Raw genomic sequence first — 12952 nt, 5'->3', positions numbered from 1 at the left:
GGCCGTCCTGGCCGCTGGCGCGGCCCAACCCCGAACCGCATCGGAAACCCTAGAGTGCCCCCCTTAAAGCCGCGTAAAGGTTAAGTTGAGCCGGGGCGCCAGACCGACGCAGCGCGCTGACAGGGCGCCGGCTTTGCCCGCGACCGACGGGAATCTCAACACTTCGCTAACCATGATTGCGGGGCGCCAGGACGGCAGCTCAGGACAAAAGCCCGGTCAGCTCGAGGCTGAGTGCGCGCAGGCGCCTGCGGGCGCCGGCATCGTAGGCCTGCGGATTGGCGCGCGTCTCGTTCATGCCGTTGAAGAACATCCCGCTCTTGCCGGCGACATCGTCGCCTTCGACGAGGTGCAGGATCGCCGCACCGCCCTGCTCCACCGTCGAGATCGGCGTGATGCCGCCGGCACGCACCATCGTGGTGTTCATGTAGGTCGCCGGATGCAGCGCGTTGACGGTGATGCCCATGCGCTTCAATTCCTCCGCGAAATCGATGGTGAACATGATCTGCGCGAGCTTGCTCTGGGCGTAGGCGCGTGAACCGCTGTAGCCCTTGCTGATCATGACGTCGTCGAAATCGATCGGATGCTGACCGAGGGAGGCAACATTGACGACGCGCGAAGGTGCCGCGGACGTCAACAGCGGCAGCAGCAAGTGCGCAAGCAGGAAGCCCGAGAGGTAATTCACGGCAAAGCGCAGTTCGTAGCCGTCCGGACTCACCTGCCGTTGCGGTCCGTCATTCTGCGAGCCGATGCCGGCGTTGCTGACGAACACATCGAGACGCCTGTGATCGCGGAGAACGGCCGCGGCGAGCTCTCGCGTGCCTGACATCGACGACAAGTCGGCCTGGTAGAATGTCGGCGCAGCGTGGCCCGCCTGCACGATCTGGTCGATCAGCGCTTTCGCGCGCACGGCATCGCGGCCGTGGAGCAGGACCCTCGCACCTGCTTCGGCCAGCCGGCGCGCGACGTGGCGGCCGACGCCGTCCGTCGAACCGGTGATCAGGACGGTTTTGCCAGTCATCTTCATTGTGCGTCCTCCGACTGCGGCCCTGCGCCACATCCGCGACGAGAGATCATGCAGTATTGTATCGCCGGGCGGCATGCTCCATCGCAGGAGCCGTTTTGCCATGTTGACGCTGTTCGGTCTTCTCACCGCGCTGCCCGCGGTACTGGCGCTCCACCTGCTCGAGCCAGGGCTCGTCCTGCCGGCGTTCAGCGTGTTGCTGTTTGTCGAGGCGGGCTTTGCCGTGATCGCAGCGCGCTTGATTCACGTCTCTGATAATGCCGACGACATCACCCTCTGGGATCTCGCCGGCGGCTTCACCCTGATCGGATGCGCCGCCGCAGTCTTCGGCGAGCCGGATCAGGCCGCCCTGTTTCTGACGGAACAGGGCGGTCCACGGCCGGCGTCGCGGCCGTAACTCGTTCGGTCGCCCCTTAGTGAATCTCCGCCGAACGCTTCAACGCGGCCTTCAGCTTCTCCAGCGAGAAGTCGGGGCTGCGCGCGATCTCCAGGATCGGCGTCTCGCGGCGGCCGCAGAGCTCGGCGGCCTCGGGCAGCTTTGCGGCGATGTCGAGCGGGATCACGATGGCGCCGTGCTGGTCGGCATGGATCAGATCGTCGGATTTCACGGTCATGCCGGCGACGCGCACCTCGCCACCAAAACTTTCCGCATGCACCCAGGCATGCGACGGGCCGATCGAGCCGGCCAGCGCCTGAAAGCCCGGGGCCCATTGCGGGATGTCGCGAATCGAGCCGTCGGTGATGACGCCGAGGCAGCCGAGCGCCTTGTGCACGTTGCTCTGCACCTCGCCCCAGAACGCGCCGTAGCCGACGTCGGGACCGTCGATGTCCTGGATCACCGAGATGCGCGGACCGTGGCCGGTGCCGACATATTCGTAATATTCGATGCGGCGCTTGGACTGCTCTTCGGCCGGCAGCGAGGACTTCAGCACCGAGCGGATCGCAACCGTGCGGGCGTAACCGACGATCGGCGGCAGGTCGGGAAATGGGCAGACCAGTTGCTTGGTGGTGTAGCCGATCAACCGGCGCTCCGGCGCCACGATCTCCATGGCATTGCAGATCGTCGGGGTGTCATAGCGGCCCAGCGCTTCGAGGACGGAAGCGGGCAGCGGCCCGGTCGCTTTATCAGTCACGGCGTTCTCTCCCAGATTGGCGGCCGCTGTTGGCGCGGTGCCGCCGGCACAGGGCGATATAGCCGAGATCGGGCCTCAACCCAACTCGGCCGCCTTCATGGCAGATATCCGCGAAAACCGCTCAGAGCATGATCCGGAAAAGTGCGCAGCGGTTTTCCGAAAAGATCATGCTCAAACAACGACCTAAAGCGCGATGACGATTCAGCCAAATCTCATCGCGCTTTAGTGCAGCCGTCCAGGCCGGTCGTCATCGAGCGGCGGCTCCGACAAATTGGCCAGCGTCGGCGCCGAAGGCGGCGACGGGACCTCGCCTCCCGACGGCACGGTGGCCGCCATCGCGCGCGCCTGGTCGCGATAGGATTTGTAGCCGAGCGGCAAACCGAGCAGATACAGCACCGTGCCGATCGACAGCACGTGCCAGGGATAGGCGATCAGGATAGCGATGAAGACGATCACCGCGACGAACGCCGGCAGCACCAGCTCGGGCGGCACGCGCATGCGCTTGGTCTTGCCGGAGAATACCGGCAGGCGCGACACCATCAGGAAGGCGATCAAGAGCGTATAGGCCGCCGTCACCGCCGCGGGCAGCCGGCCGAGATCGAGAAACGCGACGTAGATCGGCAGCAGCACCGTGATCGCGCCGGCCGGCGCCGGCACACCGGTGAAGAAATTGGCGGCGAAGGCCGGCTTGTTCGGATCGTCCATGGTGGCGTTGAAGCGCGCGAGCCTCAAGCCCCCGGAGATCGCGAACACCATGGCGGCGATCCAGCCGGCATTGCCGAGCTCATGCAGCTGCCAGAAGTACAGCATCAGGCCGGGCGCGACGCCGAAATTGACGAAGTCGGCGAGGCTGTCGAGCTCGGCGCCGAACTTGGACTGGCCCTTGATCATGCGTGCGACGCGACCATCGATGCCGTCGAGCGCGGCCGCGAACACGATGGCGTAGACCGCGAGCGTCATCCGCCCCTCGATCGACAGCCGGATCGAGGTCAGGCCGGCGCAAATCGCCAGCAGCGTGATGACGTTGGGCACCAGCATCCGCACCGGGATCGGGCGGAACCGCCGGCGGCGCACGTCAGGATCTTTGAAATCGTAGGGGGTCATGGATTACCTCAAGGCGAGATATAGCAAGCCCCGTCCCCCTCCGCCATTGCGGCGGAAGGCCCTGATGCACCTACCAATGGTTAATTGGCGCGGTAGGCGCGGCTTGGGTCGTCCCCGGCAAGATCGGCCAAAATCGTCTCTCCGGCGATCGCGGTCTGCCCTTCCGACACCAGCGCCTTGGTACCCAGGGGCAAATAGACGTCGAGGCGCGAGCCGAAGCGGATCAGGCCAAACCGCTCGCCCGCCCCGATCGCCTGCCCTTCCCTGACGAAGCAGACGATGCGCTTGGCGACGAGCCCCGCGATCTGGATCACGCCGATCCGCGCCGTCGGCGTCGTGATCACGAGCGAGTTGCGCTCATTGTCCTCGCTCGCCTTGTCGAGCTCGGCATTGATGAACAGGCCCGGCCGGTAGGCGATGCGGTCCACCCTGCCCGCGATCGGGCTGCGGTTCACGTGGCAGTTGAACACGCTCATGAACACCGAGATGCGCGGCAGCGGCCGGTCGCCGAGCCCGAGCTCGGCCGGCGGCAGCGCCATGGTGATCATCGAGACGCGGCCGTCGGCCGGCGACACCACGAGCCCCTCGCGCACCGGCGTCACGCGCACGGGGTCGCGGAAGAACAGCGCGCACCACACGGTCAGGATCGTGCCGATCCACCCGAGCGGCGACCACAGCCAGAACAGGATCAGGCTTGCCAGCGCAAAGCCGCCAATGAAGGGATAGCCCTCCTTGTGGATTGGCGGGATCTGACGCTGGATCGAATCGAGGATGGACATCGCTATCTGCCGCCTGGAAGTTGATGGCGCCGGGTCGCCCCCGCGCGGTGGAGTTGTTTAGGCCAGAGTTGGGACCCGAGACAAGGTCACTCCGCGGCCGCTGACGTCGCGAGGGCGTCGTCGACCGGCGGCGGCTCCCGGTTGGGCGCCTCGCTGGAATCCGCCATCTTGGCCAGTTTCTCGCGTGCCGCCTCGGCCTCGCGCTGCCTGTTCCACATGCTGGCATAGAGGCCGCCCTGCGCGAGCAGCTTGGCGTGGGTGCCCCGCTCGGCGATGCGGCCCTGGTCCAGCACGATGATCTCGTCGGCGCCGACGATGGTGGAAAGCCGGTGCGCGATCACCAGCGAGGTGCGGTTCTTCGCCACGCGGTCGAGCGCGCCCTGGATTTCGTGCTCGGTGTGGGTGTCGAGCGCCGAGGTCGCCTCGTCCAGCACCAGGATCGGCGGCGCCTTGAGCACGGTGCGCGCGATGGCGACGCGCTGCTTCTCGCCGCCCGAGAGCTTCAGGCCGCGCTCGCCGACCTGGGTCTCGTAACCCATCGGCGCCATGCGGATGAAATGATCGATCTGCGCCAGCCGCGCCGCCTCTTCGACCTCGGCATCATCGGCATCCCAGCGGCCGTAGCGGATGTTGTAGCGGATGGTATCGTTGAACAGCACCGTATCCTGCGGCACCATGCCGATCGAGGCGCGCAAGCTGGCCTGCGTGACCTCGCGGATGTCCTGGCCGTCGATCAGGATCTTGCCGCCGGAGATGTCGTAGAGGCGGAACAACAGACGCGAGATGGTCGACTTGCCCGCCCCCGACGGGCCGACGATCGCGACCGTCTTGCCGGCCGGCACCTCGAAGCTGATGCCTTTGAGGATCGGCCGCGTCGGCTCATAGGCGAAGCGCACGTCCTCGAAACGCAGATTGCCGGCCGAGACCACCAGCGGCTGCGCGTCGCGCACGTCCTTGATCTCGGCCTCGCGGCCCAGCACGTTGAACATCTTCTCGATGTCGATGATGGCCTGCTTGATCTCGCGATAGACCATGCCCATGAAATTCAGCGGCTGGTAGAGCTGGATCATCATGGCATTGACCAGCACGAAATCGCCGACCGTGTTGGTGCCGTTGCGCACGCCGATCGCGCACATCAGCATGGTCGCGGTCAGCCCGAGCGTGAAGATCACGGCCTGGCCGGTGTTGAGCACCGCGAGCGAGGTATAGGCCTGAACGCTCGACTCCTCGTAGCGCGCGACCGACTTGTCGTAACGCTGCGCCTCGCGCGTCTCCGCGCTGAAATATTTCACGGTCTCGTAGTTGAGCAGCGAGTCGATCGCCTTGGTGTTCGCCTCGGTGTCGGAATCGTTCATCTTGCGGCGGATGCCGATCCGCCACTCGGTCGCGATGTAGGTGTAGTACATGTAGACCGCGACCGTGATCAGCGTCGCCACGACGTAGCGCCAGTCGAACTGCCACAGCAGCACCGCCAATAGCAGCGTGACCTCGACGATGGTCGGGATCAGCTGCAGGATCACCATGCGCACGATGACCTCGATACCCTCGCGGCCGCGCTCGAGCACGCGCGTCAGGCCGCCGGTCTTGCGTTCGAGGTGAAAGCGCAGCGACAGCTCGTGCATGTGGATGAAGGTGATGGTGGCGAGCTTGCGCACCGCATGCATGGCGACGCGGGCAAAGATGCCGTCGCGCCATTGCGTCAGCACCGCCATCAGGATGCGCGTCACGCCATAGCTTGCGGTCAGCAGCAATGGCGAGGCGATCACCCAGAGGTGCCAGTTGTCGGCCGCGACCGGTGCGGTGTTGGCGCCGGTCAGCGCATCCGTCGCCCATTTGAAGCTGAACGGCACGGTCAACGTGATCAGCTTGGCGGCGAGCAGCAGCACCATCGACCAGACCACCCGCATCTTCAGGTCGAAACGGTCGCCCGGCCAGATATAGGGCCACAGATGCGCCAGCGTGCCCATCAGCGTGGCTCGCTCCAGCGATCCCCCTGCGGGAGGATCGGGAACGTCTGCGCCGTCGAACGATTGAGGTTGGTCCATCAAGAAGCCTGAAAGCCCGCCGGGTGCGGGCAGCGTTACGATTTGCGGTTTTCGCCCGTCATATAGAGCCTTCCCGATGCCAGCGCACCCCGCCAGATGGCGAATCTTTGATTGTTTGTCGCCATTTACCGGTAGATTTCCGGGTGATCCGAATCACCGATTGGGCTTGACGCCCCTGCGCTGCAATGCATCATGGCACCAATGAGCACGATCAAAACTGTCTGCGTCTATTGCGGCTCCGGCCCAGGAACCAATCCCAGCTTCACCGAAGGCGCCAAGGCGTTCGGCAAGGCTCTCGCCGAGAACAACGTCCGCCTGGTCTATGGCGGCGGCTCGCTCGGCCTGATGGGCTCGGTCGCGACCTCCGTGCTCGATCACGGCGGCACCGTCACCGGCATCATTCCTGAATTCCTCCGGAAGCGCGAGAACGCGCTGACCCGCGTGCAGGAGATGATCGTCACCCCCGACATGCACGAGCGCAAGCGGCTGATGTTCGAGCGCTCCGACGCCTTCGTGGCGCTGCCGGGCGGCGTTGGCACGCTCGAAGAGCTGGTGGAGCAGCTGACCTGGAAACAGCTCGGCCGTCACGCCAAGCCGGTGCTGCTCGCCAACATCGACAATTTCTGGGAGCCGCTGTTTTCGCTGCTGTCGCACATGCGCCAGACCGAGTTCATCCGCGCCGGCCTTTCGGTCGACATCCTCAAGGCCGATCGCGTCGAGGATATTCTGCCGAAGCTGAAAGCGGCAGCGGCACAGATCGCCGAATCTGAAACGCAGCTCGCCCCGGAAGTGGCGCGCAAGCTCTAGCGCCTTACTCCGCCGGAAACGTCACCGCCTCGATCCGGTTGCCATCGGGATCGGTCACGAAGGCCGCGTAGTAGCGCACGCGGTCATGCGGACGGATGCCTGGCGCGCCGTCGGACGCACCGCCGGCGGACAGCGCCGCGGCGTGAAACGCATCGACCTCGGCCGTCGTCTTCGCCCGCAGACAGATGTGCACGCCGCTCTCCGGTGCTACGTGCGGCATCCCCTCGCGTAAGTTGATCCAGAACTCGGGATAGGTCTTGCCGAAGCCGACCGTCCGCGGCCGCACGACGAGGCGCGCGAGCCCGAGGGCCGCGAGCGTGGTCTCGTAGAATTTTGCAGAGCGATCGAGATCGGTGACGCCGACGGAGATGTGGTCGATCATATGCCGTGCTCCCTCCCCTCGTCATTGCGAGCGAAGCGAAGCAATCCAGAGTGTGTCCACGGAGACAGTCTGGATTGCTTCGTCGCTTCGCTCCTCGCAATGACGGCGCTTGCGGCGCCGCCCTACGCCGGCGCCCCCGACTTCACCAGCTTGTAGATCACCGAATCCATCAGCGCCTGGAACGACGCGTCGATGATGTTCGGGGACACGCCGACCGTGGTCCAGCGATCGCCGTTCTCGTCCTCGCTCTCGATCAGCACGCGCGTGACCGCGCCGGTGCCGCCGTTGAGGATACGGACGCGGTAGTCGATCAGCGTCAGGCCCTCGATGTACTTCTGGTACTTGCCGAGATCCTTGCGCAGCGCGACGTCGAGCGCGTTGACGGGGCCGTTGCCTTCCGCGGCCGAGATCAAACGCTCGCCGGCGACGTCGACCTTGACCACGGCAAGCGCGACGGTGACGCGCTCACCGTGCGAATTGTAGCGCTGCTCGACGTTGACGTCGAACTGCTCGACCTCGAAATAATGCGGCACCTTGCCGAGCGTGCGCCGCGCCAAGAGGTCGAACGAGGCGTTGGCGGATTCATAGGCGTAGCCCGCCGCCTCGCGCTCCTTCAATTCCTCGACCAGCCGCGTCAGCTTGGGATCGCTCTTCTCGTAGGCAATGCCGGCCCGGTCCAGCTCCGCGATGACGTTGGAGCGTCCGGCCTGGTCTGACACCAGCACCTTGCGATGATTGCCGACCAATTCCGGCAGCACATGCTCGTAGGTCTGCGGGTCCTTCAGCACGGCGGAAGCATGAATGCCGGTCTTGGTGACGAAAGCACTCTCGCCGACATAGGCCGCATGCCGGTTCGGCACGCGGTTGAGCATGTCGTCGAGGGTGCGCGAGACCTTGACGAGAGTTGCGAGCTTTTCGGGCGTGACGCTGATCTCGAAGGCGTCGGAAAACTCCTTCTTGAGCTTCAGCGTCGGGATCAGCGAGCACAGATTGGCGTTGCCGCAGCGCTCACCGAGACCGTTCAAGGTGCCCTGGATCTGCCGCGCCCCGGCGCGCACCGCGGCGAGCGAATTGGCCACCGCCTGCTCGGTGTCGTTATGGGCGTGGATGCCGACATGGTCGCCCGGGATGTGTTTCGTCACCTCGGTGACGATGGCCTCGATCTCGTTCGGCATGGTGCCGCCGTTAGTGTCGCACAGCACCACCCAGCGCGCGCCGGCCTCATAGGCGGCCTTGGCGCAGGCGAGCGCGAAGGTTGAATCCTCCTTGTAGCCGTCGAAGAAGTGCTCGCAGTCGAGCATGACCTCGCGGCCCGCTGCCTTCGCCGCCGCGACGCTGTCGCGGATTGACGCCAGATTTTCTTCCTTCGTCGTCTCCAGCGCGACGCGAACCTGATAGGCCGAGGACTTCGCCACGAAGCAGATCGCATCGGCCTTCGCTTCGAGGAGCCCGGCCACGCCGGGATCGTTGGAGACCGAACGCCCTGCCCGGCGCGTCATGCCGAAGGCGGTGAAGCGCGCATGCTTGAGCTTGGGCTTGGTGCCGAAGAACTCGGTGTCGGTCGGATTGGCGCCGGGATAGCCGCCCTCGACATAGTCGATGCCGAGATCGTCGAGCATCGCCGCGATGACCTGCTTGTCGGTCAGGGTGAAATCGACGCCGTTGGTCTGCGCCCCGTCGCGCAGCGTGGTGTCGAACAGATAGAGACGCTCCTTGCTCATTGCGCCGCTCCGAGCGTCTTCTTCATCGTGGTGTTGGCGAGCCACTCGTCGTTGATGGTGATGCTGTTACGCTGCATGGCGACATAGCCGCGCTTGGCGAAGAAGTTTTGCGCGGTGTCGCTGGCATCGACCGACAGGCTGGTCGCGCCACGGCCGCCGGCGAGCTTTTCCAGCGCGTCCACCAGCATGGTCGCGATGCCCTGACCGGTCACGGCGGGATGCACATAGAGCATATGGATGTGATCGGCCCCGCGCAGCGAGGCGAAGCCGACGGGCGAGCCCTCCAGCGTCGCGACCAGCGTCAGGTCGGCCGCGAGCCGCTTGCCGAACTCTTCGGTTTCCGCCGCTTCCATCCAGGCCTGCTGCTGCGCCTCGTTGTAGTCTTCGCCGGTCAGCTCCTCGATGCTTGCCGTGAAGATCGCGGCGAGGACCGGCACGTCATCAGGCAGGAACGGCCGCAAGCCGGGTTTTGGCAAAGTCTGTCCCATCGTCTTCACCACATCCCATAGAGTTTCAACGCCAGCGCCACGGCGGCCGCGAGCAGCAGGATCTTCAGCGCGATGTAATAGAGCCAGTGCCGCGGAAAAGGCGTGTCGGGCCGCTTCATCGCGCGACCTCCCAGGTCGTCCCGTCCTTGGAGTCCTTGATCGCAACGCCCATCGCGGCAAGCAGATCGCGAATGCGGTCGGACTCTTTGAAATCCTTGCGGCTACGGGCGGCCGTCCGCTCCGAGATCAGGCGTTCGACTTCCTTGGCATCGACCCCACTGGCCTGCTGCTTGCGCCCTTCCCACTGCGCAGCGCTTTCGGAGAGGAAGCCGAGCAGGCGCAACGAGCCCGCCAGCGCGCTCACGTCGCTGCCACGCAGGCCGTGCAGCGCCGCGATCGCCAGCGGCGTGTTGAGGTCATCGAGCAGCGGCTCGACCACGGACGCGGCCGGCTGGCCGGGCTCGGCGTCGGCCGCGACCCGATACCAGTCGTCGAGCGTCCTGGCGCTCTCCTCCAGCGACTTCAGGGTCCAGTCGATCGGCGAGCGGTAATGCGTCTTCAGCATGTTCAAGCGCAGCACCTCGCCCGGCCAGTCGGCGAGGAGCTCGTGGATGGTGACGAAGTTGCCGAGCGACTTCGACATCTTCTCACTCTCGACCTGGAGGAAGCCGTTGTGCATCCAGTAATTCGCCATGCGCTGCTGATGGAAGGCGCAGCAGGTTTGCGCGACCTCGTTCTCGTGATGCGGAAACACGAGATCGATACCGCCGCCGTGGATGTCGAAATATTCGCCGAGATGCTTCCAGGCCATGGCCGAGCATTCGATATGCCAGCCCGGGCGACCCTGCGCAGCGATGCCGGCCGGCGACGTCCATGACGGCTCGCCCGGCTTGGACGGCTTCCACAGCACGAAGTCAGTTGCGTCGTGCTTGTAGGGCGCGACATCGACGCGGGCGCCGGCGATCATCTCGTCCAGCGAGCGATTGGACAGCGCACCATAGCGCGGCAGGCCGGAATTGGCCGCGTTCATCGCCTGCGGCGAGAACAGCACATGGTCCTCGGCAGCATAGGCAAAGCCGCCCTTGATGAGCCTTTCGATGATCTCGCGCATCTCGCCGATATGCTCGGTCGCGCGCGGCTCGACGCTCGGCCGGAGCGCGCCAAGTGCATCGACGTCGGCGTGAAACTGTTTTCCTGTCTGCTCGGTGACCTTGCGGATCGCCTCGTTCAGCGGCAGGCCCGGAAAATCGCGCGCGGCGCGGTCGTTGATCTTGTCGTCGACGTCGGTGATGTTGCGGACATACGTCACGTGCGCCTCGCCATAGAGATGGCGCAGCAGCCGAAACAGCACGTCGAACACGATTACCGGCCGCGCATTGCCGATATGGGCGAAGTCATAGACGGTCGGTCCGCAGACATACATGCGGACGTTGTTCGCATCGAGCGGCACGAAGGTGCGCTTGTCCCGGCTCAGCGTATCGTAAAGGCGCAATTCCATATGGATACCCGTCGGCTGTTGGCCGGGCGTCCGAGGCTCTCAATGTTTTTGAGAAAAGACGGCTCCAGCCAGCGAATCGCTAGCTCGTAATCTCGCGGCAAATGCCACAAATGGCGAGGAGACCGTTCATGCGGGAACATATGGGCCACGAGGCGCCCCCACGTCAAGAGAGCCGCGGAAACGCCGTTTTATCTCCGCAAAGCGCGGCCGCCCCGCCTTCATGGTTCATCATCCTTAACCTTTTGAGTTTACTTGGAACCCGGCGGTTCCCTAAAGCCCCGGTGCACCCATGCGATCCCTGCTCGCGCTCGTCTCTTGTGCCTCCATCGTCGCGGCATCCAGCGCGTTCGCCGAGACCCGCGTCTTCATCATCGCCAACCAGGCGGACGGCTACGGTGTGGACCAGTGCCTCGCCAAGGGTGAGAAATGCGGCGCACAGGTCGCGCGCACCTATTGCCAGTCACGCGATTTTGCCCAGGCGTCGGCCTACCGCCGGGTCGATCCCGACGAAATTACCGGCTCTGTCCCCAAAACTGGCGCAAACTGCTCCCATGGCCATTGCGACGAATATGTCGCAATCACCTGCCAGCGCTGAATTCCCTCGGAGCTGGCGGACCTTAGGACCAGTTTTCGGCCCCTGAAACGACGTGACGATGCCGCAGGAAGCGGCTATTGGAGGGCGCGCGTCGGCCCCCAAAATCACGCCGGGCCGTGACCTCGCTAGAATGGCGGATATGCCTGAATTTTTGTCTCTCTCCCGTGCTCGCTCCATCCTTGCCTGCACCGTGCTTCTAAGCACGGTCGTGCTCGCCAACGGTGCTTTCGCGCAGGCGGGCCCGCCCGGCCCACCGCCTCAGCCCGGCCAGAACGGGCTTGGACCAAATCCGATGTGCGTGCGGCTGGAAGGCCAGCTCGTCGCGCTCGATCGTGGCGGCGGCGGTGGCGACCCCGCGCGCGAAGACCAGATCCGCCGCTATCAGGATTCCCAGGCCAAGCAGCAGGCCGAGCTCGACCGGGTCACCATGCAGGCCAAGCGCATGGGCTGCGATTCCTCCGGCTTCTTCTCGCTGTTCAACGGCCAGTCGGCGCAATGCGGTCCGGTTAACACCCAGATCCAGCAGATGCGCGCCAATCTGGACCAGATCACCGGCAATCTCGAACGCCTGCGCGGCGGCGGCCCCGGCGGCTTCAGCCCGGAGCGCGACAACCAGCGCCGCTCGGTGCTGGCGGCGCTGGCGCAGAACAATTGCGGCCCGCAATATGCCAACGCCGCGCAATCGCAAGGCGGCGGCAACTTCCTGAACAATCTGTTCGGCGGCGGCGGCAACAACCCCAACAATCCGCAAGGCGTGCCGCCCTCCGATCTCGGACCGCAATCTGGCACCTACCGCACCGTGTGCGTGCGCACCTGCGATGGCGCCTACTTCCCGGTCTCGTTTGCCACCGTGCCGGCGCGCTTCCCCGACGACGAGAAGACCTGCAAGGCGCTGTGCCCGGCCGCAGAAGCCGTGCTCTACACTCATCGCAATCCCGGCGAGGACATGAACTCCGCGGTCTCCACCAGCGGCCAGCCCTACACGGCGCTGCCGACCGCGTTCAAATTCCGCAGCGAGTTCAACCCGTCCTGCTCCTGCAAGGCCGCAGGCCAGACCTGGGCCGACGCGCTGAAATCCGCCGACGACAAGGCGGCGGCCGAGCAGCAGGGTGACATCATCGTCACCGAGGAGAGCGCCAAGAAGATGCAGCAGCAGCGGCTCAACAAGGGCACGCCTGCGACTGCCAAGAAGGGCGCGGCGCCCGCGCCGACGACGGCCAGCGCACCGGCTGCGGCAGCGCCTGCGGAGACCGGCACGGCACCCCCGTCGTCGGAGAACAAGCCGATCCGCTCGGTCGGTCCGACGTTCCTGCCGCAGCAGCAGAAGTAGGCTCTAACCCGTCATGCCCAGCGAAGGCGGCCGCCAGGTGCGGCCGTTT

12 protein-coding genes and 1 pseudogene are annotated in these 12952 nt (G+C 65.2%); 4 read left to right on the top strand and 9 right to left on the bottom strand.

Annotated features, from left to right (window positions below):
• Positions 1 to 199 precede the first annotated feature (199 nt).
• A complete protein-coding gene (locus AB7245_RS18605) occupies positions 200 to 1024 on the bottom strand; it encodes an SDR family NAD(P)-dependent oxidoreductase (protein WP_439034587.1) in 825 nt (274 codons plus the stop codon).
• 100 nt (positions 1025 to 1124) lie between these two features.
• On the opposite strand from AB7245_RS18605, the gene AB7245_RS18600 reads away from it, so the two are divergent.
• Positions 1125 to 1418 carry a hypothetical protein gene (locus AB7245_RS18600; RefSeq protein ID WP_439034586.1) on the top strand — a complete coding sequence of 98 codons (294 nt, stop codon included), beginning with the start codon at positions 1125 to 1127 and terminating at the stop codon, positions 1416 to 1418.
• A gap of 16 nt (positions 1419 to 1434) precedes the next feature.
• Here the strand turns inward: AB7245_RS18600 and AB7245_RS18595 are convergent, their stop codons facing one another.
• The 4 genes and pseudogenes from AB7245_RS18595 to AB7245_RS18580 all read right to left on the bottom strand — a co-directional run bounded on the left by AB7245_RS18595 (position 1435) and on the right by AB7245_RS18580 (position 6082).
• On the bottom strand, positions 1435 to 2154 hold the full coding sequence (locus AB7245_RS18595) for an RraA family protein (protein WP_208086134.1): 720 nt from the start codon (positions 2152 to 2154) through the stop codon (positions 1435 to 1437).
• A 222-nt stretch (positions 2155 to 2376) separates the two neighbouring features.
• Positions 2377 to 3258, bottom strand: a complete 882-nt coding sequence (locus tag AB7245_RS18590) for a CDP-alcohol phosphatidyltransferase family protein (RefSeq protein WP_283018647.1) — start codon at positions 3256 to 3258, stop codon at positions 2377 to 2379.
• An 80-nt stretch (positions 3259 to 3338) separates the two neighbouring features.
• A pseudogene (locus AB7245_RS18585) lies at positions 3339 to 4046 on the bottom strand (phosphatidylserine decarboxylase); the annotation flags it as partial.
• Positions 4047 to 4123: 77 nt separating this feature from the next.
• On the bottom strand, positions 4124 to 6082 hold the full coding sequence (locus tag AB7245_RS18580) for an ABCB family ABC transporter ATP-binding protein/permease (protein WP_439034585.1): 1959 nt from the start codon (positions 6080 to 6082) through the stop codon (positions 4124 to 4126).
• Positions 6083 to 6283: 201 nt separating this feature from the next.
• Here AB7245_RS18580 and AB7245_RS18575 point away from each other — a divergent pair, with 201 nt between their 5' ends.
• On the top strand, positions 6284 to 6889 hold the full coding sequence (locus tag AB7245_RS18575) for a TIGR00730 family Rossman fold protein (RefSeq protein ID WP_071915130.1): 606 nt from the start codon (positions 6284 to 6286) through the stop codon (positions 6887 to 6889).
• Between the two features lie 4 nt (positions 6890 to 6893).
• On the opposite strand, the gene AB7245_RS18570 is transcribed toward AB7245_RS18575, so the two are convergent.
• From AB7245_RS18570 to cysS, 4 genes are all read right to left on the bottom strand, one after another.
• Entirely contained in the window at positions 6894 to 7271 is a 378-nt protein-coding gene (locus AB7245_RS18570) for a VOC family protein (protein WP_439034584.1), read from the bottom strand.
• Between the two features lie 122 nt (positions 7272 to 7393).
• A complete protein-coding gene (gene cimA / locus AB7245_RS18565) occupies positions 7394 to 8992 on the bottom strand; it encodes a citramalate synthase (RefSeq protein ID WP_028159349.1) in 1599 nt (532 codons plus the stop codon).
• On the bottom strand, positions 8989 to 9480 hold the full coding sequence (locus tag AB7245_RS18560) for a GNAT family N-acetyltransferase (RefSeq protein ID WP_063986451.1): 492 nt from the start codon (positions 9478 to 9480) through the stop codon (positions 8989 to 8991). The genes cimA and AB7245_RS18560 overlap by 4 nt, the downstream gene beginning before the upstream one ends.
• 115 nt (positions 9481 to 9595) lie before the next feature.
• A complete protein-coding gene (gene cysS / locus AB7245_RS18555) occupies positions 9596 to 10978 on the bottom strand; it encodes a cysteine--tRNA ligase (RefSeq protein WP_439034583.1) in 1383 nt (460 codons plus the stop codon).
• A 289-nt stretch (positions 10979 to 11267) separates the two neighbouring features.
• On the opposite strand from cysS, the gene AB7245_RS18550 reads away from it, so the two are divergent.
• Together AB7245_RS18550 and AB7245_RS18545 are read left to right on the top strand one after the other, a co-directional pair.
• A complete protein-coding gene (locus AB7245_RS18550) occupies positions 11268 to 11573 on the top strand; it encodes a hypothetical protein (protein WP_166094360.1) in 306 nt (101 codons plus the stop codon).
• Positions 11574 to 11703: 130 nt separating this feature from the next.
• Positions 11704 to 12903, top strand: a complete 1200-nt coding sequence (locus AB7245_RS18545) for a DUF2865 domain-containing protein (protein ID WP_439034582.1) — start codon at positions 11704 to 11706, stop codon at positions 12901 to 12903.
• Positions 12904 to 12952 lie beyond the last annotated feature (49 nt).

Origin of the sequence: Bradyrhizobium sp. 604_D8_N2_3 (genome assembly GCF_051810765.1) — a bacterium.
Taxonomy (GTDB): domain Bacteria; phylum Pseudomonadota; class Alphaproteobacteria; order Rhizobiales; family Xanthobacteraceae; genus Bradyrhizobium; species Bradyrhizobium barranii.
The sequence above is the reverse complement of the archived record's forward strand: the minus strand, read 5'-3'. Positions and strand labels throughout refer to the sequence as shown.